24 protein-coding genes are annotated in these 22,796 nt (G+C 49.3%); 13 read left to right on the top strand and 11 right to left on the bottom strand.

Annotation, left to right across the window (positions count from 1 at the left end; translation table 11 throughout):
* Positions 1-47 precede the first annotated feature (47 nt).
* The 3 genes from ACTHTG_RS01990 to ACTHTG_RS01980 all read right to left on the bottom strand — a co-directional run bounded on the left by ACTHTG_RS01990 (position 48) and on the right by ACTHTG_RS01980 (position 4,268).
* Positions 48-584 (bottom strand): hypothetical protein, encoded by a 537-nt coding sequence (locus ACTHTG_RS01990; RefSeq protein ID WP_004520080.1) that lies wholly within the window; start codon positions 582-584, stop codon positions 48-50.
* An 89-nt stretch (positions 585-673) separates the two neighbouring features.
* On the bottom strand, positions 674-2,146 hold the full coding sequence (locus ACTHTG_RS01985; RefSeq protein ID WP_004520081.1) for a S41 family peptidase: 1,473 nt from the start codon (positions 2,144-2,146) through the stop codon (positions 674-676).
* Positions 2,147-2,360: 214 nt separating this feature from the next.
* A complete protein-coding gene (locus ACTHTG_RS01980) occupies positions 2,361-4,268 on the bottom strand; it encodes a murein hydrolase activator EnvC family protein (RefSeq protein WP_049336459.1) in 1,908 nt (635 codons plus the stop codon).
* 173 nt (positions 4,269-4,441) lie between these two features.
* Between ACTHTG_RS01980 and ACTHTG_RS01975 the strand changes: the two genes are divergently transcribed.
* The 7 genes from ACTHTG_RS01975 (at position 4,442) to ACTHTG_RS01945 (ending at position 8,770) form a co-directional block, all read left to right on the top strand.
* Positions 4,442-4,987, top strand: a complete 546-nt coding sequence (locus ACTHTG_RS01975; protein WP_004520084.1) for a CreA family protein — start codon at positions 4,442-4,444, stop codon at positions 4,985-4,987.
* A gap of 30 nt (positions 4,988-5,017) precedes the next feature.
* Entirely contained in the window at positions 5,018-5,566 is a 549-nt protein-coding gene (locus tag ACTHTG_RS01970; protein WP_004520085.1) for a YqgE/AlgH family protein, read from the top strand.
* Positions 5,559-6,014, top strand: a complete 456-nt coding sequence (gene ruvX / locus ACTHTG_RS01965) for a Holliday junction resolvase RuvX (protein WP_004520086.1) — start codon at positions 5,559-5,561, stop codon at positions 6,012-6,014. Before ACTHTG_RS01970 ends, ruvX begins: the two co-directional genes overlap by 8 nt.
* Before the next feature lie 163 nt (positions 6,015-6,177).
* A complete protein-coding gene (locus ACTHTG_RS01960) occupies positions 6,178-6,600 on the top strand; it encodes a YidB family protein (protein WP_004520088.1) in 423 nt (140 codons plus the stop codon).
* 149 nt (positions 6,601-6,749) lie between these two features.
* Entirely contained in the window at positions 6,750-7,298 is a 549-nt protein-coding gene (locus ACTHTG_RS01955) for a carboxymuconolactone decarboxylase family protein (protein WP_039862234.1), read from the top strand.
* A gap of 124 nt (positions 7,299-7,422) precedes the next feature.
* A complete protein-coding gene (locus tag ACTHTG_RS01950; RefSeq protein ID WP_049336464.1) occupies positions 7,423-8,514 on the top strand; it encodes an acyl-CoA dehydrogenase family protein in 1,092 nt (363 codons plus the stop codon).
* A gap of 85 nt (positions 8,515-8,599) precedes the next feature.
* A complete protein-coding gene (locus ACTHTG_RS01945; RefSeq protein ID WP_003747315.1) occupies positions 8,600-8,770 on the top strand; it encodes a rubredoxin in 171 nt (56 codons plus the stop codon).
* A gap of 53 nt (positions 8,771-8,823) precedes the next feature.
* Here ACTHTG_RS01945 and dapC read toward each other — a convergent pair whose 3' ends face one another.
* Together dapC and ACTHTG_RS01935 are read right to left on the bottom strand one after the other, a co-directional pair.
* Positions 8,824-10,014: a succinyldiaminopimelate transaminase gene (gene dapC, locus ACTHTG_RS01940; protein ID WP_004520092.1), complete on the bottom strand. Its 1,191-nt coding sequence runs from the start codon at positions 10,012-10,014 to the stop codon at positions 8,824-8,826.
* 387 nt (positions 10,015-10,401) lie between these two features.
* Positions 10,402-10,761: a MerR family transcriptional regulator gene (locus ACTHTG_RS01935; protein ID WP_004520095.1), complete on the bottom strand. Its 360-nt coding sequence runs from the start codon at positions 10,759-10,761 to the stop codon at positions 10,402-10,404.
* A gap of 79 nt (positions 10,762-10,840) precedes the next feature.
* Here ACTHTG_RS01935 and ACTHTG_RS01930 point away from each other — a divergent pair, with 79 nt between their 5' ends.
* Entirely contained in the window at positions 10,841-11,221 is a 381-nt protein-coding gene (locus ACTHTG_RS01930; RefSeq protein WP_004520096.1) for a carboxymuconolactone decarboxylase family protein, read from the top strand.
* A gap of 115 nt (positions 11,222-11,336) precedes the next feature.
* On the opposite strand, the gene ACTHTG_RS01925 is transcribed toward ACTHTG_RS01930, so the two are convergent.
* From ACTHTG_RS01925 to ACTHTG_RS01915, 3 genes are all read right to left on the bottom strand, one after another.
* A complete protein-coding gene (locus ACTHTG_RS01925; RefSeq protein ID WP_004520097.1) occupies positions 11,337-12,509 on the bottom strand; it encodes an NAD(P)H-dependent flavin oxidoreductase in 1,173 nt (390 codons plus the stop codon).
* Between the two features lie 340 nt (positions 12,510-12,849).
* Complete coding sequence (locus ACTHTG_RS01920; protein WP_004520099.1) at positions 12,850-13,530, bottom strand: OmpA family protein; 681 nt, start codon at positions 13,528-13,530, stop codon at positions 12,850-12,852.
* 218 nt (positions 13,531-13,748) lie between these two features.
* On the bottom strand, positions 13,749-14,624 hold the full coding sequence (locus ACTHTG_RS01915) for a YoaK family protein (RefSeq protein WP_003747306.1): 876 nt from the start codon (positions 14,622-14,624) through the stop codon (positions 13,749-13,751).
* Between the two features lie 160 nt (positions 14,625-14,784).
* Between ACTHTG_RS01915 and ACTHTG_RS01910 the strand changes: the two genes are divergently transcribed.
* The 4 genes from ACTHTG_RS01910 (at position 14,785) to ACTHTG_RS01895 (ending at position 19,835) form a co-directional block, all read left to right on the top strand.
* Positions 14,785-15,174 (top strand): hypothetical protein, encoded by a 390-nt coding sequence (locus ACTHTG_RS01910; RefSeq protein WP_004520101.1) that lies wholly within the window; start codon positions 14,785-14,787, stop codon positions 15,172-15,174.
* Between the two features lie 123 nt (positions 15,175-15,297).
* Positions 15,298-16,224, top strand: a complete 927-nt coding sequence (ribF, locus tag ACTHTG_RS01905; protein WP_004520102.1) for a bifunctional riboflavin kinase/FAD synthetase — start codon at positions 15,298-15,300, stop codon at positions 16,222-16,224.
* 138 nt (positions 16,225-16,362) lie between these two features.
* Positions 16,363-19,155 (top strand): isoleucine--tRNA ligase, encoded by a 2,793-nt coding sequence (gene ileS / locus ACTHTG_RS01900; RefSeq protein WP_440360505.1) that lies wholly within the window; start codon positions 16,363-16,365, stop codon positions 19,153-19,155.
* Positions 19,156-19,460: 305 nt separating this feature from the next.
* Positions 19,461-19,835: a DUF5071 domain-containing protein gene (locus tag ACTHTG_RS01895; protein WP_440360504.1), complete on the top strand. Its 375-nt coding sequence runs from the start codon at positions 19,461-19,463 to the stop codon at positions 19,833-19,835.
* 218 nt (positions 19,836-20,053) lie between these two features.
* Here the strand turns inward: ACTHTG_RS01895 and ACTHTG_RS01890 are convergent, their stop codons facing one another.
* The 3 genes from ACTHTG_RS01890 to ACTHTG_RS01880 all read right to left on the bottom strand — a co-directional run bounded on the left by ACTHTG_RS01890 (position 20,054) and on the right by ACTHTG_RS01880 (position 21,088).
* Entirely contained in the window at positions 20,054-20,446 is a 393-nt protein-coding gene (locus tag ACTHTG_RS01890; protein WP_004520107.1) for an MliC family protein, read from the bottom strand.
* A gap of 241 nt (positions 20,447-20,687) precedes the next feature.
* On the bottom strand, positions 20,688-20,813 hold the full coding sequence (gene ykgO, locus ACTHTG_RS01885) for a type B 50S ribosomal protein L36 (protein WP_003685279.1): 126 nt from the start codon (positions 20,811-20,813) through the stop codon (positions 20,688-20,690).
* On the bottom strand, positions 20,813-21,088 hold the full coding sequence (locus tag ACTHTG_RS01880) for a type B 50S ribosomal protein L31 (protein ID WP_004520108.1): 276 nt from the start codon (positions 21,086-21,088) through the stop codon (positions 20,813-20,815). The genes ykgO and ACTHTG_RS01880 overlap by 1 nt, the downstream gene beginning before the upstream one ends.
* Positions 21,089-21,259: 171 nt before the next feature.
* On the opposite strand from ACTHTG_RS01880, the gene ACTHTG_RS01875 reads away from it, so the two are divergent.
* Positions 21,260-22,756, top strand: a complete 1,497-nt coding sequence (locus ACTHTG_RS01875) for a TrkH family potassium uptake protein (protein ID WP_004520109.1) — start codon at positions 21,260-21,262, stop codon at positions 22,754-22,756.
* The last annotated feature ends 40 nt before the right edge of the window (positions 22,757-22,796 follow it).

Raw genomic sequence — 22,796 nt, 5'->3', positions numbered from 1 at the left:
GGGAAGGCCGTCTGAAAAGTGAGGGAGGTTTTCAGACGGCCTTGAGATTATGGGTGTGTTTTTTTGCTGTTTTCAAGATGGTTGAGTATTTTATCCGGATCTTGTTTAAAGTAGCTGGTTTGGTTGCCACTGGCTTTGTCAGTCAATTCCAACATACCGGGCAGGCCTTTGATGATGAGGATTCTGGCTTTTATGGTACTTTTTTCACCTATTTTTTGTTTGTTTTGTTCTTCTTTGCCGTTGATGGAGGTTTTATAGTCAGTTACGGTTTGGTGGATTTCTTGTTTTTTCTCGTCAAATGTCCAATTAAAGTCCTGTCTGATGGTGAAGATTTTGTTGGTGGCTTTGAAACTCATTATGGCGATGTCTGTGCCAGTGTTGTCGGGGTTAAAGATGGTTGTGTTGATAAGAGCGCCTTCTTCGTTTTCGACTGCATTTCCCCAGAAGCCGTGTAGGTTTTCACTGGTGATTTTGTTGGCAATGTACATCTCAGAGGCTTGTTCGGGTTTGGCTGCCGATGATACCGGGGAGTTTAGGAGGAATAGGCTGGTCAGTGCGGGGAGGATGAGTCTGGAAATGTTCATGTTTGTTCTTACCTTGGAGTAGGGAGGTGTTTATAGGCCGTCTGAAAATGGAAAGTTTTCAGACGGCCTTTTATCGGATAAAGATGGGTTTATTTTTTGCTGTCTTTATCCGCATCTTTTTTCGGAGCAGGTTTTTTCGCTGCCAAACCCAAAGATTTTTGCCATTCGGCTGGATTTTTCACCAAGTCCAAGGCTTTGCGGAGTTGATCATCTTTGGCCGGATTTGGAATGCGGCGGCTGGAGATGTCTTCGTCTTTGTCTTTTTTGGACTTGTCTTTATCGGCTTTGGTTTCTGCGTTGGCAGGCGTTTCAGTGCTGCTGTTGACGTCTTGGCCGCCCAACGGATTGCCGATATGGCCGACCAAATCGGCTTCGCGGCTTTCAAAAGCGCGGTCTTTGTCTTTGACTTCAACGTCAGGAACAATGCCTTGCGCTTGAATCGAGCGGTCGTTTGGTGTGTAGTAAAGGGCGGTGGTCAGTTTAACTGCGCTGCCGCCGGAAAGCGGAATCAGGGTCTGTACTGAGCCTTTGCCGAAACTTTGTGTGCCGACGACGACGGCGCGTTTGTGGTCTTGCAATGCACCGGCAACGATTTCGGAAGCGGAGGCCGAGCCTGCGTTAATCAGGACGGTCATAGGAATGGTTTTCAGCTCGGCAGGCAATCCTGCCAACGGGTCTTTGCCGCTGGTGGTGATGTAGTCTTCGGCAGTTGCTTTGAGTACCATGCCTTCTTTTTTGTTGCGGCCTTTGGTGCTGACAACGGTTACGTCAGGTTGCAGGAAGGCTGCGGATACGCCGACTGCACCGTTGAGCAGGCCGCCCGGGTCGTCGCGCAAGTCGAGGATGATGCCTTTGAGCGGACCTTTGTTTTCTTTGACAAGGGCTTGCGCAGCTTCGTTGAGTGCGGCAACAGTGCGCTCTTGGAATTGGGAGACGCGGATGTAGCCGTAGTCTTTTTCAAGCAGATGATGGCGCACGCTTTTGACTTTGATGATGGCGCGGGTCAGGTTGACGACGATGGGTTTGTCGGCATTTTTGCGTGAAAGGGTCAGGGTGATTTTGGTACCCGGTTTGCCGCGCATTTTTTTGACGGCTTCGCTGACGGTCAGGCCGCGCGTAGAGGTATTGTCGATTTTGACGATGAAGTCGCCACTTTTTACGCCGGCGCGTTCTGCCGGAGTGTCTTCAATCGGGGCAACGACTTTGACGAAGCCGTCTTCCTGTCCGATTTCCATGCCCAAGCCGCCGAATTCGCCACTGGTGGATTCTTTCATTTCGGCATATCCTTTTTTGTCCATATACTCGGAATGCGGATCGAGATCGGACACCATGCCTTTCATTGCGCCTTCAAAGAGCTCGGCGTCGGGTTTGTCTTGGTAATAGTTGGCTTTGATTTGGCCGTACACTTCTGCCATGGTGCGGATGGTTTGCACGGGCAGGGCCTCGTTGTCTTTTTTGTCTTTTTCGGCGGCAAAACTTTGTACACTCAGGCTGAGGGCGATGCCGCTAAACGCGCCGAGAGTGTAGATTGCAACTTTTTTTAAAGTGGATTTTGTTGACATTCGTTTGACTTTCTTTTTGTGTACGGTAAGCAAAGTAGTTTTTGTTTTCTCTGAACCCGTTGACTTTATGTGATTTAAACGCTTGGAACAATAAGTTTAAGGTAAAAGTTTGTTGTTTAATGTGCTGAACAGGCGTGAAAATCGTGTTTTATTGTAGTTTATGATGAAATTCAGACGGCCTGAAGGGGAAAGCTCACTCAGGCCGTCTGAAACATCAGTTAATCCATGAAAGCGGATTCATGACTTGTCCGTTGTAGCGGACTTCAAGGTAAAGGCCGGTTTCACCCGACGGCAAAGTGCCGCTGGTGCCAATCTTACTGCCGGCATTGACGGCGTAGTTTTGGGCAATGTCGATTTCGCTCAGACCGGAGTAAATGCTGACATAGCCGTCGCCGTGGTCGAGGACGACTACTTTGCCGTAGCCTTCAAGCTCGCCGGCAAAAGTAACTGTGCCTGAGGCAATGCTGCTGACCGGAGCAGGAACAGTATTGTAGAACACGCCTTTCCAAACTTCGCCATCGCCGCGGTCTTGACCGAACAGACCTGCCAATGTGCCGTTGACCGGTTTTTTCAGACGACCTTGCATACGGCTGAAGCTGTTGGCGTTGCTGACGGTAAAGCCTTGGGTGTTGGGGGCTTGTAGTTTCATGTCTTCGTCAGTCAGCGTGGACATGGCGGCGCGTTCGGCTTCGGCTTTTTGTTGGGCGGCAGCCTGCTCTTTGCGGGCTTTTTCAGCGGCGGCCAAGCGGGCTTCGGCGGCTTTTTTACGTGCTTCAGCTTCGGCTTTGCGTTGATCGGCTTTGCGTTTTTCCAAATCTTTCAAGAGATTGTTGAGGCGTTGCTCGTTTTCTCTGTGGTTGATTTTCTTTTGCACTTCTTTGGCCATTTGCGCGTTTTGACGGCGGCTTTCAGCTTGTTCGGCGGTATTGGTTACGCCTTGTTGACGCAATGAAGCTTGGATATTGGCTTGCAGTTTTTTCAGGTAAGCCAATTCATTGTTGATTTTTTGCTCCTGCGCCGCCAGCTCTTTTTGTTGTTTTTCCAAGTCTCTCATGACTTGGTCGTTGGCGTTGTTGATATAACGCGTGTAACGCAGGAAGCGGGTTTTTTGACCGGCATCGGCGTTTTTCAGGAAGAGGGCGACCGCGTTAGGCTGGCTGTTTTTATAGTTGCCGGACACAAAACGCGAAATTTGGGCGCGCGTGTTGGAAACTTCGGCTTTCAACTGGTTGGCATCGGCATTAAGTTTTTGGAATTTTTCCCATGCGTCGCGTTGTTTGCGGTTGATGCCGGAGAGGTTGTTGCGTGTTTGTTGCAGCTGTTTGAGCGTGGCATTGACATGGATAATGAAACCCTCGTTGCGTTTGGCAAAGGATTTCTTGGTTTCCATATCGTTGGCGGCGGCAGTTACGGCTGCTTTGAAATCGTTGTCGGCTGAAGAGATGGCTTTAGGCTCAACTTTAGGCTCGGCTTTTTTGTTTTGCTCTTTGGCTTTTGTGTCTTTTTTAGCGTCTTTTTTGTCTTCGACAGCTTTTTGGGCAGGCTCTTTAGCTTCGGCCTTTTTGTCTTCGGCTGTTTTTTTTCCGGGCTCTTTGGTTTTTTTGCCGTCTTTTTTATCCTCAACCGCTTTTTTAGCAGGCTCTTTGGCTTTGATTTCCTTAGGTTCTGCTTTTTTTACGGGTTCTTTAGCTTTGCTGTCTTTTTTATCTTCAACAGGTTTCTTGTCTTGTTCTTTGGCCTTGCCGGATTTTGCGGCTGTGGCTTTTTTGTCTTTTGCCGTTTCTTTAGGCTCTTCGGCTTTGCGGCTGGACTTTTTATTGTCGGCAGCGGCTTCGGCGACTTTAGCCGTTTTGTTTTTGGCTGAAGCGCGTTCGTTTTTGTCGGCGGTTTCCTTCTCTTTGGCAGCTTTGGCTTTAACCGCTTTTTTGTTTTCCTCTTTTTCTTTTACCGCTTGTTTTTTTGAGGTTTCTTTTTTTACATCTGCCTTAGCGGCTTCTTTCTCTTTTTTTACGGGCGCAGCCTTTTTGACAGTGGCCGCTTTTTCTTTCGGCGCGTCTTTGGCAGCATAGGTTGGCAGGGAGAAACTGAGCAACAGGGCGAGAATGAGGGGTTTGTAACGCATGGTTCGATCTTGCTATCAAAGTAGGAACAATAGGACGGATTATACTGTCTGTCAGGCCGTCTGAAAATAATATCGGGTTGCAATATGGACGAACGGTCTTATATAGTAACGATAGAGTGGGCGGACGGGGTTTAGTCTGCCTGGAAACTGACAGTCTGCATCGACAGGATATTATGAAAAAATATTTATTAGTAGTGTTGGGTGCCATGGTTTTGGCGGCTTGCGGTGACAATACCGATAAAATCGGACGCGCCAGTACGGTGTTTCATATGCTGGGTAAAAACGACCGTATCGAAGTGGAAGGTTTTGACGATCCTGATGTGCAGGGGGTTGCCTGTTATATTTCGTACGCGAAAAAAGGCGGTTTGAAAGAAACGGTCAATCTGGAAGAAGATGCCAGCGACGCATCAGTTTCCTGCGTGCAAAGTGCGGAAGTCATCCGTTATAACGAGGCTGCGGTTTTGAAACCGCGACAAGTGTTCAAACGCAGTGCCAGCATAGCATTTAAGAGCCAACAGATTATCCGCTACTACGATCCGAAACGTAAGTCTTTCGCTTATTTGGTGTACAGCGATAAAATCGTTCAAGGTTCGCCGAAAAACTCTTTGAGCGCGGTATCGTGTTTTGCCCATGCGAAAACCGATACGCCGGTACCGGCAGGCGGCGCAGTTTACGGTGCGTGCGTGGTGGATGCGCCGGTTACCGACGGACAAAAATAATAAAATCAGCTTATAGATATTAAGAAGAATATGAATTTAGCCAACCATTTCCTGATTGCCATGCCTCATATGGACGATCCGTTTTTTACGGATACGGTCATTTATGTGTGCGAACACGATGAAGAAGGTGCGCTGGGCATCATCATCAACAAGCCTTCGCCGATTACCATGGACATGATTTTCGCCGCCGCCGACCGCAATATCCCGTTGCGCCTGCAACATGAAAACGTGATGATGGGCGGGCCGGTTCAGATTGAGCGCGGCTATGTCGTGCATACGCCGATCGGGCGCTGGCAAAACAGCATGGTGGTAACTGATAATGTGGCGCTGACTTCTTCGCGCGATGTGATTGAAAACTTGTCTAAAGAAGGTGCAGTGGACAAGGCTTTGATCAGCATTGGTTATTCGAAATGGGGTAAAGGGCAGTTGGAGCGCGAGCTGGCAGAAAATGTTTGGCTGACCGTCCCTGCGGACGAGCATATTCTGTTTGATGTGCCTTACGAGCTTCGTTATGCCGCCGCTTTTGAAAAATTAGGCATCAATCCGAACGCCTTGGTTTCAGGAGTCGGCCATGCCTGATGCACCAAAAGGCACGGTTTTGGCTTTTGATTTCGGCGAGGCGCGTATCGGCGTGGCGCAGGGCGATGCTGAGTTGGGTATGACCCATCCGCTGGCGACGATAACCGGCAACAGCAATGATGAGAAATTTGAGGCCATTGCCAAGCTAGTCAAAGAATGGCAACCCAAGTATTTTGTGGTCGGACTGCCGACGCATACCGATGGCACGGAGCATGAGCTGACCCGTTTGAGCCGTAAATTTGGCCGCCGTTTGCACGGACGTTTTAACTTGCCGGTTTATTGGGTGGACGAAAGGATGTCTTCCCTATACGCGGAAAGCCTGCTTGCTGAAGCGCAAGTATTTGGCCGAAAACAAAAATCCGTACTTGACCAAGTGGCGGCGCAGGCAATTTTACAAGGCTTTTTTGAAGGTGGCGCGGCTGAGTATTTCAATGGCCGCGAAGAATAGTATTATTCATTATAAAGGCCGTCTGAAAATGGGTTTCAGACGGCCTTTGTTTTGTTACGGCTTTGAGATAAAAGAGGTTTAGTTTGGTTAATCCTGATTTTTTCAGCACAAATTTTGCTACACTCCGTTTTCTTTTTTTAGACACAAATACAAGGAAAAAGTCATGGCACTCATGGACAATCTTTTGAATGCGGCTACTCAAATGTTGGGTGGCAACAACGAAAACGGCGCACAAGGTTCTCTGACCGATATGGCGATGGATTTAGTGAAACAGCAAGGCGGCGTGGGCAACCTGATCAACCAACTGCAACAAGGCGGTTTGGGCGATGCTCTGAGCAGCTGGGTTTCCAACCAATCCAGCAACCTGCCTGTGTCCGGCAGCGATCTGCAAAATGCTTTGGGCAGCGATACCGTGAACCAAATCGCGCAAAAATTCGGCGTGGATGCCGGCCAAGCAGGCGATTTGTTGGCAAAAGTGTTGCCAGACTTGGTCGATAAAGCGACGCCTAACGGCACGGCTCAAGATGCGGATGGCTTCGGCTTGGACGACATCGCTTCTATGCTACTGAAAAACTTTATGAAATAATGAGTTGAATCATTTGATAAGGCCGTCTGAATCCGTTCAGACGGCCTTATAACTTTTGGTTCGCGGTAAATAACCAATAAGTCTTTTTCTGATGGAGACGGATGGCTTATGATGTGCACTTCATTTCACCAGATAAGAAGGTTATACACATGTCCCGCTTGACCATACACACAGTCGAAACCGCTCCTGAAGCCGCCAAACCACGCATTGAAGCCGTATTGAAAAACAACGGCTTTATTCCTAACCTGATCGGCGTTTTGGCCAATGCGCCTGAAGCTTTGGCGTTTTATCAAGAAGTTGGCAAGCTGAATGCGGCCAACAGCCTTACTGACGGCGAAGTCGAAGTTGTCCAAATTATCGCCGCCCGTACCAACGAATGCGGTTTCTGCGTTGCCGGCCACACCAAACTGGCTACCCTGAAAAAACTGTTGTCCGAACAATCCATCAAAGCCGCACGCGCGTTGGCTGCGGGTGAGTTTGACGATGCCAAACTGAGTGCTTTGGCGACATTCACCCAAGCCGTTATGGCGAAAAAAGGCGCAGTATCCGACGACGAGCTGAAAGCATTCTTCGATGCCGGTTACAACCAACAGCAAGCCGTTGAAGTAGTTATGGGCGTTGCTTTGGCAACCTTGTGCAACTACGTCAACAACCTTGCCAAAACTGAAATCAACCCTGAATTGCAGGCATTTGCCTAATCTCATCAAAGGCCGTCTGAAAATTCAGACGGCCTTTTAGTAAAAAGCAAGGATATCCTTGTTGCCAAGAATAATTCATGAGTAGAACCATCTACGCTTCAAACCTTATTCAGAGGAAAAAATCATGACACGCGAAGCTTTACTGAACAATGTTGCCGAACTCGTTAAAAGCAAGCTGAAACCATTGGTGGACGACATCGACCGCAAAGGCCTGTACCCGAAAGAATTTATGCTGGAATTGGGCAAAATCGGCGGTTTTGCCGCAACCGGTACGGTTGAAGAGGGCGGTAACGGTTTGGGTTTGGCAACGCAAATCGCCGTATTGCGCGAAATCGGTAAAGAATGCGGCGCCACTTCGTTCAGCGCATGGTGTCAGGCGGCTTGCGCGTGGTATCTGCATCAATCCCCCAACCAAGCGGTTAAAGCCAAATATTTGGCCGATATTCTGCAGGGCAAAGTCTTGGCCGGTACGGGCATGTCCAATACCGTCAAACACCTTGCCGGTATCGAAAAACACAATCTGCAAGCCGAACGCGTCGAAGGCGGCTACAAAATCAACGGTGCTTTGCCTTGGGTATCCAATATCGGAGAAGACCACATTTGGGCAAATACCGCCCAAATCGGCGACAGCTATGTGATGTTTATCACCGGCGGTCAATGGGAAGGCGTTACCCTGCAAGATTGCCCTGAGTTCTGCGGTTTGGAAGGCACGCGCACTTACAGCCTGAATTTTAAAGATGTGTTTATTCCCGATGAAGATGTGATCGCTTCGCCTGAGCAGTTCCAGTCTTATATCCCGACCATTAAAGCCGGTTTCATCTTGCTGCAAATAGGTATCGGCGCCGGTGTGATTGACGGTGCGCTCGGCATTATCCGCATGGCCAATGTGGTGAACGCAGAAGTGAACTCATACCTCGACCACAGTTACGATGAGTTGAAAGCTGCGTTGGACGGCGCATGGGCGGAAACCGAACGCCTTGCCGATGATGCGTGGAACAATAAACCTGACACGCTGGCAACCTTGAAACTGCGTGAAGCGGCTGCTGTGTTGGCACTGAACGCCACTCAATCTGCCGCATTGCATGCAGGCGCGAAAGGCTATCTGATGCGCAGTCCGGCGCAACGCCGCGTCCGCGAGGCCATGTTTGTCGCCATCGTAACACCGGCCATCAAACACCTGCGTAAAGAAATCGCCGCTTTGGAAGCAGCTCAATAAATTCAAAATATCAACAATAAAACACACGAAAGGCCGTCTGAAAATACGGTTTCAGACGGCCTTTTTAAAATAGAAGGAATACAAAATGGCTCAATATATGTGCGGCCCTTGCGGCTGGATTTACGATGAAGATGTCGGCGACCCCGAACATGGCCTGCCGGCAGGTACCAAGTTCGAAGACATTCCCGACGACTGGAAATGCCCTGAGTGCGGCGTAGGCAAAGAAGATTTCTACCTTCTGGACTTCACCATATAAATTACCCGATTATTTAATAAAAAGGCCGTCTGAAATTTCAGACGGCCTTTGTTTTATCGGCGGTATAAAGCAACCATGGTTTCAGCCGCTTTGACGCAGCTTTCCACATCGGCAACCAGAGCGATGCGGACGTAGCCTTCGCCCGGATTGCCTTGTTCGGTATCGCGGGCGAGGAAGCGGCCGGGCAACACTTGGATAGCGGCTTTCTGCCACAGGTTGCGCGTAAATGCCAAGTCGTCGCCATCGGGAACTTTCAGCCAAATGTAGAACGACGCGTCAGGCAGTTTGACATCGAATGCCTGTTGCAAAATAGGGATGACGCGGTCGAATTTTTCTTGGTAGAGGCGGCGGTTGTCGATGACGTGTTCTTCATCGTTCCAAGCGGCAATGCTGGCGCGTTGGACGGGAATGCTCATCGCGCTGCCGTGGTAGGTGCGGTAGAGCAGGAAGTTTTTGAGCAACTCGGCATCGCCTGCGACAAAGCCGGAACGCAAACCGGGGACGTTGGAGCGTTTGGACAGGCTGGTGAACATAATAATGTTGCGTGTACCGCGTCCTAATTGCGCCGCAGCCTGCAGGCCGCCGATCGGTTTGTTGTCGTCAAAATAGATTTCGGAATAGCATTCGTCAGAGGCGATAACGAAGCCGTATTTGTCTTGCAAATCAAAAACTTCTTTCCAATCTTCTAATTGCAGGACGCTGCCGCTCGGGTTGTTTGGCGAGCAGACAATCAGGACTTTGGTGCGCTGCCATACGTCTTCAGGCAGGCTGCTCCAATCGGGGTTGAAGCTGGGCGCAGGACAGTTGGCAAAATGGATTTCGCCGCCGCCCAAAATAGTCGCGCCTTCGTAAATTTGATAGAAAGGATTGGGGCTGATAACGACCGGTTTGGGGCCGTCTGAAGCCGGATTTAAAACGGTTTGGATAAAAGAGAACAAAGCTTCCCGGCTGCCCAATACGGGCAGGATTTCATTGTCGGGATTGAGGCTCAAACCATCATAACGGCGGGCCACCCATTCGGCGCAGGCTTGGCGCAGTTCAGGCAGGCCAGCGGTCAGCGGATATTTTTCCAGTTCGTGCAGGGAGGTGGTCAGCGCGTCGGTGATGACTTTGGGCGTCGGGTGTTTCGGCTCGCCGATTTGCAGATGAATGGGCGTCACACCTTCGGGTGCATCAATGCCTTGCATGGCTTCACGCAGGCGGGCGAAAGGATAGGGTTTGAGGTGGTTCAATAATGGGTTCATGATGTTTCTGCCGATAAATTAAGGCAACAATCTTAGCATTTTTTAGATAGATTGGGACAAAAAGGCCGTCTGAAAACAGGGTTTAAATGTTTTCAGACGGCCTTTTGAATGCAGTCAAAACGGTCCCGTCATCACCAACTATTACAGCAACGTCTGCTACGGCCAGCACAGCGACCGCACCTTTTTCACCAATTCGGAAGACATCATCATCGATTATCACTGGGCGCTCAGCAATTCATGGCGTGTGAATTGTAATAATTATGTTTTGGGACGCTCGCCCCGATAAGGCCGTCTGAAAGCGCGAGCTTTAACGAAGTTGGAACACAAAAGCAGCCTGCACTTGGGCTTTCCCAAATGTGCAGGCTGCTTTTCACGCTTTTAGGCTGCTTATCCCTGCCCGCCCATCTTCTCACGATACCACGCCAGCTTCCGCTCCAAAAACGCCCAATGAGCGTCCAATTCCTGCCGTTTGCGTTTCAAAGCCGCCTGATGTTCCTGCAAAATCCGGTAACGTTCGGGGACGGTTTCATCGCCCAAATGCCGCAGCCGCGCGTATTCCTTGATTTGCGCCAGCGGCACGCCCATGTCTTTCAGCCGAAGGATGAAACCCACCCATTCCAAATCGCGCGCACCGTATTCGCGGTAGCCGTTGGCGTTTCGTTCGGGGCGCAGCAGCCCTTCCTGCTCGTAGTAGCGCAGCGTGGCGGCGGACAAACCCGTTTGCGCGGCAAATTCCTTGGTCTGCATCAAATCTCCTTGCTATAAAGTGCGCTTGATAGTTTAACCTGTCCGTGCAATTTTGCAAATTTGAGTATGGAGACGAAAAATGTTGAATCATCAGGATTTAATGGCACGCGGCTTAGCGAAGCTGAACGAAATCGACGGCGAGCAGGGCGACAAGGTGAGGCAGGCGTTGGCGGATATTTCGCCCGATTTGGGCAAATACATCATTGGTTTCGCGTTTGGCGAGATTTACCAGCGCCCGCAGCTTGATGTGCGGCAGCGCGAGCTGGTAACGCTGGCGGCTCTGGCGGCGCAGGGCGGCTGTGAAAACCAGTTGCGCGTGCATATCCACGCTTCGCTGAACGTGGGGCTGACGCGCGATGAAATTGTGGAGGCGTTTATCCAATGTATCCCGTATTTGGGTTTTCCGAAGGTGCTGAATGCGGTGTTTGTAGCGAAGGAGGTGTTTGCGGCGGCGGAGTGATGCAGGCTGCCTGAAACCTAAAAAGGCTACCTGAAAGCGCAGCTTCAACGAAGTTAAAACGGAGTTCCTGAGAAACGAAAAGCAGCCTGCACATCCACAAAACAAATTGATGCGTTTATTTGGCAGGGACGACGGGCAGGGAACCGTTCAAAAGATAATGAATGGTTTCTTGAACCGTACGGATGGCGTTGCCAAACGGCAATGGGTCTTTGCCGCGGAAAAACAGGCCTTTATCGACCTCGCCGCGGAATGCGGCGGAAAGTTGGATGTCGATACAGAATTGACCGGCTTTGGCCAAACCGTCGCGCAAGCCGCAGCTGGTCAGGCAGTTCAGGCCTTGGGTGCAACGGCGCGGATCGTTTTTGGCGTTGGCTTGCAATTTGGCCTCGCGTTTGATGTAGTTGTCGAGGAATTTGGTGCGCACGCCGCGTGCAGGCAAACCGGCAACAGACATGAATTCAACCACTTTTTCGGTTTCCGCACCGGCCAGCGTTTTCTTGAAGTTGATGTGGGCATCGCCTTCTTCGGTCACGGCAAACGCGGTACCGATTTGAACGGCGGACGCGCCCCAGTTTTTCAAGGCTGTTTTGACTTTTTCAAAGTTTGCCATGCCGCCGGCGAGTACCAACGGGATTTTTTCGCTTTCCAAGCCCAAGTTTTTGAATACTTCAAACGTTTCTTCAATAACGCGTTTGAACTCGAATTTGGCATCGTTCACGCCGTCAACGGTTGCCGCACCCAAGTGGCCGGCTGCGTGGGCTGGGTGTTCGATAACGATGGCATCGGGCAAGATGCCTTTTTTCATCCAACGTTTCAAAACGATGTTGATACCGCGTGATTCGGACAAAATAGGGAAAAGGGCGACATCTTTGTGATAGCCCTCGGCCATTTCCGGCAAGTCCAAAGGTAAACCTGCGCCCATTACAATCGCGTCTGCACCGGATTCGCAGGCCTGACGGACGTAGGCGGCATGGTCTTTGACGGCTTTCATGACGTTGACGGCGATCATGCCTTTGCCTTCTGAATCGGCTTTGGCTTTTTTGATTTCACGGTCAAGCGCGATGCAGTTGAGGCGGGTGTATTTTTCTTCGCTGGAATCGATTTTTGATTCAGCCAGCAAATCTTCGTGCAAGTGGCGCAAATCGACGCTGGCGATGGTACCTACGCCGTTTTCGCGCGCAACCGCGCTAGAGAGTTTTGATGCGGAAACGCCTACACCCATACCGCCTTGTACGACGGGGATCAGTGATTTGCCACGGATAATCAATGGGTCAAAGTTGTTTTGCATGGATGCTCCTTCATAGATTCTGGATAGTGCCGTCTGAAATCCTATGAAATGGATTGGATAACGGGCTGATGTGTATATAAATAAGTGTGTTTTTCGCCGCCGTTTTTCAGACGGCATGAGGCGTGTTTTTAAAATTTTAGGAATTATACTCTAAGTTAGTGTAAAAATTAGAGTATTAATACAGTTTTTTTAAAGAAAAAATTGAAAAGTCTTGTTAATAAAGGAATAAATTTTATGATGGGTTGGATTGAGGAGGCGAAATTGCAAACAAAATCTACAAAGAAAAAGGCCGTCTGAAATTTCAGACGGCCTTAAGTATGGGAATCGGACAGATGTCGGATTACATTTGTTTTTTAGCGGCATCAATGGCGCGTTGGTCAGGGTTGATCAAGATTTCAACGCGGCGGTTTTGTGCGCGGCCTTCAACAGTAGCGTTGGAGGCGATTGGTTGACGGGAGCCGTAACCGAAAGTGCTCAAACGGGTGCTGCTTACGCCACGGGATTGCAGGAAAGTGGCAACAGATTCGGCGCGGTTGCGAGACAATGGCTCGTTGATGGCGTCGTTACCGGTGTTGTCGGTGTGGCCGTTGATGGTCAAAGTGGTGTCAGGATATTGAACCAAAGTTTGCGCAGCGGCAGATAGGGCGCTTTGAGCATGGCCGCTCAGGGCGGCGCTGCCGGTAGCGAAGGTTACGTTTTCAGGCATAACCAGTTTGATTTGGTTGCCTTGACGTTCAACTTCGATGTTGGTGTTGGCCAGGCTTTGACGCAGTTTTTTCTCTTGGTAGTCCATGTAACCGCCGATACCCGCACCTACTGCACCGCAAGCCAATGCGGAGTTACGCGCGCCTTTACCGCCGTGGGTCAGTGCACCAACGATGCCGCAAACAGCCGCACCGCCCAAACCGTACATAGCGGTTTTGCTGGCGGATTGTTGGCCGGTAACAGGATCAGTTACACAGCCGGTGAGCGCCAAAGGAATTGCAGTGGCAATAACGGTCAGGGGTTTCAAGAATTTCATGTCGTATCCTCTTTATTAGATGACGGCCCGGGCCGTCTGAAAAAATGAATAAAAACCGCGTGGATCATTACGGATTTATGATACTCAATATCCGAAACGCAAAAGAATGGGTTTAACCCGATATTACGAAAATATTTGCCAGTTAACATAATTCTGAAGCATTTCTGCATTTCTCCGACAGTTTGGCCGTTTTGTCGCGAAATAACAAGCAAAGTTTTTTACAGTTTCTTCCGTTTTTTCTGCTTGCGGCGATACCAGTTGACGAATGCCCATTTCAATCTGACCTTGACATCGTATCCCACTGAACCTGCACCCAGTATGAGCAAAACGGCGGAAACGGGCAGGGCGAAATGATGGCCGACCAGATGATAACCCCATGCGCCAACCACGCCGCCCAGTAAAAACGACAGCATCAATCCGCTTAAAAGCCACATTTTCGGTTTGTTAACTCGGACGTGCGGTAGGCGCGGATGATGCTGTTTGGAGTAATAAAGCGCGCGTGAGATTTCAATGCCCAAGTCGGTCGCCGTGCCGGTCATGTGGGTGGAACGGATGGCGCCGCCGGAAAGAAGCGTGATAACCGTATTGTGCATACCCATAATAAAACATAATAAAAACAATGCTAAAGACGGCATAATAAAATCAGAGCCGCCAAAATCCCACTCCATCGCAGCAATACCGAACCAGCCGAATATCAACAGATAAACTGCTTCCAGCCACATGGAAAACCCAAAGCTGCCACGGAAACGCATCTGCTGCGTCCATAAAATTACCCAACCCGAATGCGCGGCACCGGCAACAAAACACAACACGCTGATGAAAGTCACCGCGGCAGACCACCAGTCTTGGAGATACAGCACATCAGCCAAAAGAGACATGGAGCCGGTTACGTGGGAAATATAGCGCGCAAAAGCAAAAAATCCCCCCGCATTAATCGCACCGGCAAGAAAGGCCATGATATAGCCCAGCCGTCTGAAACGGGCATCGGAAATATTGTGCTCGTGCAGATAAGGGCGGTCCGCCTGCCAAAACGGCGGCGTGTGTTGCCTGTGGTGGCGCAATCGGTAGGAGTGGGGCGGTTTGTCAGCGTTCATCGAGTGGGTTTGGAGTTAAACATTCATACAGGGTGTATTTTATATGCAACTGTCTGCCGATAAGAACAAATAATCTAAAGTGTTCCCAAGTTGCCACACTTGCCCATTACACAATGAGGGCGTACATTAATAGAAAGATATAAACATAAGGAAACATCCGATGAATCCTATCCGTCTGACCTTATTGTTTGGCGCCGTTGCATTGCTGGCCGCCTGCGCCACCACGCCCGAGCAAAAAGCCGCACGCGCCCAAGCGCAGAAACGCTATGAGCAGGATCTTCAAGTCAATCTTGCCGCCCAATGCGATCAGGAAACAGCCGCACTGATCCGCCGCAAATTTGACGAAGAAGGCAAACCAGGTGTGGCAACTGCGGAACAAAAAGCCTTCCGCCTCAAATATATCGACAAAGTTTCCGACCCGATGTTCCAAGCCTGCTACAAAATGGCATGGCAAAACTATATTTCCCAAGAACAGCTGCGCGAAGCCCGCTACTATCGCTATTACGACGATTGGGGTTATCCGTTTGGCCGTTATCCTTGGTGGTGGTAAGGTATTAACAAACCTTAGGGCCGTCAGAAAGCATATATTTATTGGTTTCAGGCGGCCTAAGGTTTATTGAAACGGCAATAACGTTTACAATAGCCGCCTATTCAAACACACTACCAACTACCCATGAACATCTGGCTTGGACAGCGACATCCGCCCCAATTTCCGCAAGGAGCCGCCGTAACCATTGGCAACTTCGACGGCGTACACCTCGGGCACAAACATATCCTGCAAAAACTCAAACGAGAGGCAGACCGGCGCGGTCTGCCTGTTGTCGTTGTTATTTTTGAGCCTCAGCCCAAAGAGTTTTTTGCGCGTAAAGCCGGGAAAAAGCTGCCTTACCGCATCAGTCCGCTGCGTACTAAATTGCGCCTTTTGCGTGAAACCGGCTGTGTGGATGCCATTTGGGTTTTGCGCTTTAACCAAACTTTCTCCGAGATGAGCGCACAAACGTTTATCGACCGGCTTTTGCGAAAAACGCTCAATACGCGTTATCTGCTGATTGGCGATGATTTCCGTTTCGGTGCGGGTCGGGAAGGCTGTTTCGAACTTTTGGCACAACAGCCTGATATGCAAACCGAGTGCACACCGTCCGTTATCGTTGAAGACATCCGCACCAGCAGTACCGCCGTCCGCCAAGCCCTTTCAGACGGCAAGTTGGAATACGCCAAAAAACTGTTGGGGCACGATTACGTGTTAAGCGGCAAGGTCAAGCACGGGCAAAAACTCGGCCGCACCATCAACTCGCCTACCGCCAACGTCCAGCTTCCCCCGTATCATTATGCGCTAAGCGGCGTATTTGTCGTCGAAGCTGACGGCGCATTCGGTACGCGCCGGGGCGTGGCCAGCTTTGGTTTTAACCCCACTGTCAGCAACAACCGTTCGCAAAAGTTGGAAGTCCACCTGTTCGATTTCAACGGCGATTTGTACGGCCAGCGCATCTTCGTCCGCTTCCTGCACAAACTGCGTGACGAGAAAAAATTTGAAAGTATCGAAGCATTGAAAACCCAAATTTTGCAAGATATGGAAGATGCAAAGGTTTGGAAACCATAGAAACGCTTCTATACGCTTATAAAATCAAGACAATTGGGCTACAATAAGTCCTTTGAATTCTTTCAGACGGCCTGTTCTTTTTAAAATGAGCAATCAGGCCGTCTGAAACCGAAATACCGCAACAATAGAGATTAGAAAATGACCGATTACAGTAAAACCGTAAACCTGCTCGAGAGCCCGTTTCCAATGCGCGGCAATCTTGCCAAGCGCGAGCCTGCATGGCTGAAAAGCTGGTACGAGCAAAAACGCTACCAAAAACTGCGTGAAATCGCCAAAGGCCGTCCGAAATTTATTCTGCACGACGGTCCTCCGTATGCCAACGGCGACATCCACATCGGTCATGCCGTCAATAAAATTCTCAAAGACATTATTATCCGCAGCAAAACCCAAGCCGGTTTTGATGCGCCTTATGTGCCGGGCTGGGACTGCCACGGCCTGCCCATCGAAGTGATGGTAGAGAAGCTGCACGGCAAAGACATGCCCAAAGCCCGTTTCCGCGAATTGTGCCGCGAATACGCCGCCGAACAGATTGCCCGTCAGAAAAAAGACTTTATCCGCTTGGGTGTGTTGGGCGATTGGGACAATCCTTACCTGACCATGGATTTCAAAACCGAAGCCGATACCGTGCGTATGCTCGGCGAAATCTACAAATCCGGCTATCTCTACCGCGGCGCGAAACCGGTTCAGTTCTGCTTGGACTGCGGCTCTTCACTGGCGGAAGCAGAAGTGGAATACAAAGACAAAGTATCGCCTGCGATTGACGTTGCCTATCCGTTTAAAGACAATGCCGCGCTTGCCGCCGCATTCGGTTTGTCCGACATCGAAGGCAAAGCGTTTGCCGTTATCTGGACAACCACGCCTTGGACTTTGCCTGCGAGCCAAGCTGTTTCAGCTGGCGCAGACGTGGTGTATCAATTGATTGATACGCCTAAAGGCAAATTGGTGTTGGCCAAAGATTTGGCAGAAGATGCGCTCAAACGCTACGGCTTCGCTTCAGACGACCTGAAAGTATTGGCAGAAACCACCGGCGACAAGCTGGAAAACCTGCACATGAACCATCCGTTCCTCGAACGCGATATCCTCATGCTCAACGGCGAACACGTTACCACCGACGCCGGTACCGGCTTGGTGCACACTGCGCCTGCGCATGGTCTGGAAGACTACGCTGTCTGCAATAAATACGGTATCGAGCTTTACAACCCTGTCAACGCCGAAGGCAAATACATCAGCGAAACACCTCGTGTCGCTGGTATGAGCGTTTGGGAAGCCAATCCCGTCATCCTGCAATGGCTGGGAGAAACCGGCAACCTTTTGGCAAGCAGTAAAATCGAACACAGCTACGCCCACTGCTGGCGCCACAAAACGCCGTTGATTTACCGTGCGACCGGCCAATGGTTTGTCGGTATGGACAAAGCAGGTGCTGACGGTAAAACCCTGCGCGACAAAGCCATCAAAGCCGTTGATGACACTGAATTCTTCCCGTCATGGGGTCGTGCGCGTTTGGAAGCCATGATTGAAGGTCGTCCTGACTGGGTGGTTTCGCGCCAACGCTACTGGGGCACGCCGATGACCTTCTTTGTTCACAAAGAAACCGGTGAGCTGCATCCGAACTCTGCTGAGCTTTTGGAGAAAGTAGCACAACGCATCGAAGAAAAAGGCATCGAAGCATGGTTCTCTCTTGATAAGAGCGAACTCTTGAGCGCGGAAGATTGCGAAAATTACGACAAACTTTCCGATACCATGGACGTATGGTTCGACTCAGGCTCGACCCATTATTCCGTCTTGAAACAGCGCGAAGAATTAGACTGGCCTGCCGACCTCTACCTCGAAGGCAGCGACCAACACCGCGGCTGGTTCCAATCCTCTATGTTGACCGGTTGCGCCTCATCCATGGGTCGTGCACCATACAAACAGCTGCTGACCCATGGTTTCGTGGTTGACCAAAATGGCCGTAAAATGTCGAAATCCATCGGCAACGTCGTCGCACCGCAAGAAGTTTACAATGAATTCGGTGCGGACATCCTGCGTCTGTGGGCGGCATCTACCGATTACAGCGGTGAATTGGCGATTTCCAAAGAAATCCTCAAACGCGTTACTGAAAGCTACCGTCGTATCCGCAACACTTTGAGCTTCCTGTTTGCCAACCTCAGCGACTTCAATCCTATTGAAGATGCCGTGCAACAGGCAGATATGGTGGAAATCGACCGCTACGCCGTGGTATTGGCGCGTCAGCTACAAGAGCGTCTGGCAGGCGACTACTATCCGCGTTATGCCTTTCACTTTGCCGTAAAAGACATTGTTTCTTTCTGCTCGGAAGACTTGGGCGCGTTCTACCTCGATATCCTGAAAGACCGCCTCTACACCACCAAAGCCGACAGCCATGCACGCCGCAGTGCGCAAACAGCCCTGTATCACATCACACGCAGTTTGGTTCTGCTGATTGCTCCGATTTTGTGCTTCACCGGCGAGGAAGCATGGGACATCATCGGTGGCGGCGAAGAAGACAGCGTCCTCTTCCACACATGGCATGAGTTCCCGTCTATCAATGAAAAAGCCGAAGCCGAATTGGTGAAAAAATGGACGGCAATCCGCGAAGCACGCGAAGCGGTAACTGCCGCCATCGAGCCTCTGCGTACGGATAAAACCGTCGGTTCTTCATTGCAAGCCGAAACCGAAATTACGGCTCCGGAAGAAATTGCCGATTATCTGAACACTTTGGGCGAAGAATTGCGTTTTGCTTTGCTGGTGTCTAAAGCTGAAGTGAAAGTAGGTGATGAACTTGCCGTAACCGCTAAAGCCAGCGATGGTGAAAAATGCGAACGCTGCTGGCACTACACCCACGATGTGGGCGCAGTTGCAGGCCATGAAACTATCTGTAAACGTTGTGCCGACAACGTTGACGGTAAAGGCGAAGACAGACATTACGCTTAATTGTTTGGTCTAAGATAAAGGCCGTCTGAAAACTTTGAAAATAGGTTTTCAGACGGCCTTTGTTTATTGAATCTGTTTCGTATAGCGAATAGATTTTGAAGGGTAATTGGGATTTGTGATTTAGGTAAAATGCAGGATAGGGTTTCAAGTTATTGTGGGGTAGAAGTTTAATTGCAAAAAATGACTCTTACTTCAGAGAAAATTTGTTGAGGATATAGGAATTACGAATAATCATTTATCTAGAATTGAGATCAATTATTACAATTTTGGATTCGTAAGTCTTTAATAAAACAATGAGATATTATATGCGCCCTAAAGATAAGTTTGACATCAATGCTTGCAAAAAAATTAAGGACTGCAACGATGAGGAATTAATTGAGATGGGGGAGTGGCTCTCAGGATGGTTGGGAGATGCGAACTTTCCTGTTTTTAGTGAAATTGTCGAAATCTTTGTAGAACGACAAGACACATTACTTCCATTCGTTTCAAATATTTTTTACTCAAATGATAGTATATGCATTTATTGGGTTTTACTTGAACTCTATCCAAAATTATCCTATCAAAACCAAGTAGCCTTAGCCATTGATTTGGAACATTGTCTTCATAATATTTCAGAAAAATTAATTTTGGATGAAGATGATGAAAACCTTAAAGAAATCTTGGAAAAAGTTTTAAATTAAGGTAGATATATATTTAATGATTTTGAAATAATGCATTGTCGGAGAAGATACCTTTTAAAGGGTCTTACTTATCCGTGGAGTATGGACGTATTTTGAACCTTCAAATAGCCTCATATTTGCATTTTATCCTTAAACGGAAATTTCGTTTTATCCAATATGAAAGGCCATCTGAAACAAGTTTTCAGACGGCCTTCAGCTATTCTATTGCTAAGTAGAAATTAGCGGGCAGAGCAAGAAGTTTCTACTTTGTTGCCGTATGGGTCAGTGAAGCCGAAGAATGCTTCGCTGCCTTTTTGATGCCATTCGGCGCCTTTACCGAACAAGCCTTGGTTGGCAACATAGCGTTCGCCTGAACCTGCAACGGCAGAAGACAGGGTGGCAACTTTGTCGTCAAGGCGTAATTCAACTTGATCGGTGCTCAGGTTGCGGATTTGTACAGACAGGCCATTTTCGCAGCTGAATGATTGAACACGGGCATCATGATCGTGTGTACGGCCGTGGTCATGATTGTGCTCGTGACGGTGACCATGGTCATGTTGATGGGCTTCGGGTGCGGCACAGGCAGCGAGGCTCATGGCGGCGGCAATTGCAAGCAGGGCTTTTACTTTCATTTTTGACTCCTATGGTCAGTGTTGAAGGAAGAATGTAGCGGCATGTTATAAATATCTTTATGGCTTCACAATAGGGATAACCATTATTTACTTTTTCTTCCTGTTTCCGGGAGTATGGCAGGATTTTTTGTAGTTTTGATATGAATGATTAATGCCGTTTGAAAAAAAACCGCACTTGCGCTAGAGGTAAACGAAAGTGCGGAAAATTCAGAGAGTTACATTGAAATATGGGTTGGGCCACTTAACGCTGGCGTGCTTTAAAGCGGGGGTTGCTCTTGCAAATAACGTACACTTTGCCTTTTCGGCGGACAATTTGACAGTCGCGGTGTCGTTTTTTTGCAGTTTTCAGGGAGGAGAGGACTTGCATTATTTATCCTTTCTGAAGGAAGACATCATGGATTGGTAACGTTGGTTGAACTTGCTGGCGCGGCCTTCGATATTGACATTGCGTTGTTTGCCTGTGTACACGGGGTGGGAAGCGGAAGAGGTATCAAGCGAAAAGAGGGGATACTCTATGCCGTCTTTCCAAACCATGGTTTTGCCGTGGGTATTGGCGCATGAACGGATAAGCCATCCTTGGTCTGCGCCGCTGTCGTAAAACAGGACGGTACGATAGTTGTCCGGGTGGATATCGGATTTCATTTTTTTCTCCAGTAAATGTTATGGTATAACATTATACTCCTAGAAAAAGAGCAGGCAAGTGTTTTTTGTTTTTCTTTATCACGGGATTGCGGCATTTTGATAAAATATGCGGTTTCAGGCGGCCTTTTTTATGAGGCCGTCTGAAACATTTTGTTTTCTGATGATAGGAATATGATGTATCTGCATAAGGGTTTCAGATTGGGCGGTGCGGTAAGCAAGGTGATGCCGATTGTCCATGTATTGTCCAAGCTGGGACTGTTGTTTTCATTACTGTTGGCCGTGCCGACACTGATGTCGTATTTTTATCACGACAGCGCGTTTCTCGTGTTTGCCTATACGGCTTTGACTGTATTGCTGGTATCGTGTGTAACTTGGGTGCTGACTTTGCGTTTCAACCGTGAATTGCGGCCGCGTGATGGATTTACCCTGGTATTGATGCTGTGGCTGGCCTTTGCTGTCGTGGCGGCGATGCCGATTTATTTCTATATGCCGTCCATGAGTTTTACCGATGCATTTTTTGAAGCGATGTCGGGGCTGACGACGACAGGTGCGACAGTGATTTCCGGCTTGGATACGCTGGCGCCGTCTGTAAACTTTTGGCGACACATGCTCAACTGGCTTGGCGGTATGGGTATTATCGTGCTGGCTGTGGCGATTTTGCCGATGTTGGGCGTGGGGGGCACGCAGCTCTTCAAAGCAGAAATTCCGGGTATGGATAAAGAAAGTAAGATGGCGCCCCGCATTTCGCAAGTGGCCAAACGGCTATGGTTTGCCTATGCGCTGACAACTGCTGCGGCTTTTGTATCCTTGCATATTGCCGGTATGGGTTGGTTTGATGCCTTGTGCCATGCGATGTCGGCAGTGGCCTTGGGCGGTTTTTCGACACATGATGACAGCGTTGCCTATTTTGATTCTGTGGCAGTCGAATGGACGTTGATGTTTTTTACTGTCTGGGGCGGTATCAATTTTGCCAGCCATTTTACTGCGCTGGGCAACCGCTCTTGGCGGGTGTATTGGAAGGATGAAGAATGCCGCACCATGCTGCTGGTTTTGTCGGGCAGTATTTTGATTTCGGCATTGTATCTGTGGCAGCAGGACGTGTACCAAAGCCTTGGCGAAGCTTTGCGTTTTGTCAGCTTCAACTTTGTGTCCATAGGATTGGCCAGCGGTTTTTCCAATACTGACTTTGCTCAATGGCCGCTGATTGTGTCGCTGTGGATGTTTTTCCTCTCTAACGTGTTGGCAAGCTCAGGCTCTATGGGTGGCGGTATTAAAAACGTGCGTGCGTTGGTATTGTTTAAATTCAGCTTGCGCGAGATGTTGATTTTGCTGCACCCGCGTGCGGTTCGTACGGTAAAGGTCAACAATCGCTCCATTCCGGATCGTATGGCGCTGACCGTTATGTCGTTCATTTTTATTTACTTTATGACGGTCATCGTATTCAGCTTTTTACTGATGGCCGCAGGCTTGGACTTTTTATCCGCCTTCACGGCAGTCATTGCCTGTATTACCAATGCAGGGCCGGGTTTGGGCGCAGTTGGTCCGTCGCATAATTATGCCGCGCTGAGCGATGTGCAGAAGTGGCTGTGTACGGCGGTGATGTTGTTGGGACGTTTGGAGATTTTTACCGTTTTAATTTTGTTTACTCCGGCATATTGGAAGAAATAAGTGTAGAAAAAGGCCGTCTGAAATTTCAGACGGCCTTTTT

This window comes from Neisseria sp. P0017.S009 (genome assembly GCF_051957375.1).
GTDB classification, from domain to species: Bacteria; Pseudomonadota; Gammaproteobacteria; order Burkholderiales; family Neisseriaceae; genus Neisseria; species Neisseria perflava.
Note: the sequence above shows the minus strand (reverse complement) of the source record. Positions and strands in the feature narration are given on the sequence as shown.

Bases quoted from the DNA above. Each gene is read 5' to 3' on its own strand.
- ACTHTG_RS01990 (WP_004520080.1), bottom strand. From the start codon at position 584: ATGAACATTTCCAGACTCATCCTCCCCGCACTGACCAGCCTATTCCTC.
- ACTHTG_RS01985 (WP_004520081.1), bottom strand. From the start codon at position 2,146: ATGTCAACAAAATCCACTTTAAAAAAAGTTGCAATCTACACTCTCGGC.
- ACTHTG_RS01980 (WP_049336459.1), bottom strand. From the start codon at position 4,268: ATGCGTTACAAACCCCTCATTCTCGCCCTGTTGCTCAGTTTCTCCCTG.
- ACTHTG_RS01975 (WP_004520084.1), top strand. From the start codon at position 4,442: ATGAAAAAATATTTATTAGTAGTGTTGGGTGCCATGGTTTTGGCGGCT.
- ACTHTG_RS01970 (WP_004520085.1), top strand. From the start codon at position 5,018: ATGAATTTAGCCAACCATTTCCTGATTGCCATGCCTCATATGGACGAT.
- ruvX (WP_004520086.1), top strand. From the start codon at position 5,559: ATGCCTGATGCACCAAAAGGCACGGTTTTGGCTTTTGATTTCGGCGAG.
- ACTHTG_RS01960 (WP_004520088.1), top strand. From the start codon at position 6,178: ATGGCACTCATGGACAATCTTTTGAATGCGGCTACTCAAATGTTGGGT.
- ACTHTG_RS01955 (WP_039862234.1), top strand. From the start codon at position 6,750: ATGTCCCGCTTGACCATACACACAGTCGAAACCGCTCCTGAAGCCGCC.
- ACTHTG_RS01950 (WP_049336464.1), top strand. From the start codon at position 7,423: ATGACACGCGAAGCTTTACTGAACAATGTTGCCGAACTCGTTAAAAGC.
- ACTHTG_RS01945 (WP_003747315.1), top strand. From the start codon at position 8,600: ATGGCTCAATATATGTGCGGCCCTTGCGGCTGGATTTACGATGAAGAT.
- dapC (WP_004520092.1), bottom strand. From the start codon at position 10,014: ATGAACCCATTATTGAACCACCTCAAACCCTATCCTTTCGCCCGCCTG.
- ACTHTG_RS01935 (WP_004520095.1), bottom strand. From the start codon at position 10,761: ATGCAGACCAAGGAATTTGCCGCGCAAACGGGTTTGTCCGCCGCCACG.
- ACTHTG_RS01930 (WP_004520096.1), top strand. From the start codon at position 10,841: ATGTTGAATCATCAGGATTTAATGGCACGCGGCTTAGCGAAGCTGAAC.
- ACTHTG_RS01925 (WP_004520097.1), bottom strand. From the start codon at position 12,509: ATGCAAAACAACTTTGACCCATTGATTATCCGTGGCAAATCACTGATC.
- ACTHTG_RS01920 (WP_004520099.1), bottom strand. From the start codon at position 13,530: ATGAAATTCTTGAAACCCCTGACCGTTATTGCCACTGCAATTCCTTTG.
- ACTHTG_RS01915 (WP_003747306.1), bottom strand. From the start codon at position 14,624: ATGAACGCTGACAAACCGCCCCACTCCTACCGATTGCGCCACCACAGG.
- ACTHTG_RS01910 (WP_004520101.1), top strand. From the start codon at position 14,785: ATGAATCCTATCCGTCTGACCTTATTGTTTGGCGCCGTTGCATTGCTG.
- ribF (WP_004520102.1), top strand. From the start codon at position 15,298: ATGAACATCTGGCTTGGACAGCGACATCCGCCCCAATTTCCGCAAGGA.
- ileS (WP_440360505.1), top strand. From the start codon at position 16,363: ATGACCGATTACAGTAAAACCGTAAACCTGCTCGAGAGCCCGTTTCCA.
- ACTHTG_RS01895 (WP_440360504.1), top strand. From the start codon at position 19,461: ATGCGCCCTAAAGATAAGTTTGACATCAATGCTTGCAAAAAAATTAAG.
- ACTHTG_RS01890 (WP_004520107.1), bottom strand. From the start codon at position 20,446: ATGAAAGTAAAAGCCCTGCTTGCAATTGCCGCCGCCATGAGCCTCGCT.
- ykgO (WP_003685279.1), bottom strand. From the start codon at position 20,813: ATGCAAGTCCTCTCCTCCCTGAAAACTGCAAAAAAACGACACCGCGAC.
- ACTHTG_RS01880 (WP_004520108.1), bottom strand. From the start codon at position 21,088: ATGAAATCCGATATCCACCCGGACAACTATCGTACCGTCCTGTTTTAC.
- ACTHTG_RS01875 (WP_004520109.1), top strand. From the start codon at position 21,260: ATGATGTATCTGCATAAGGGTTTCAGATTGGGCGGTGCGGTAAGCAAG.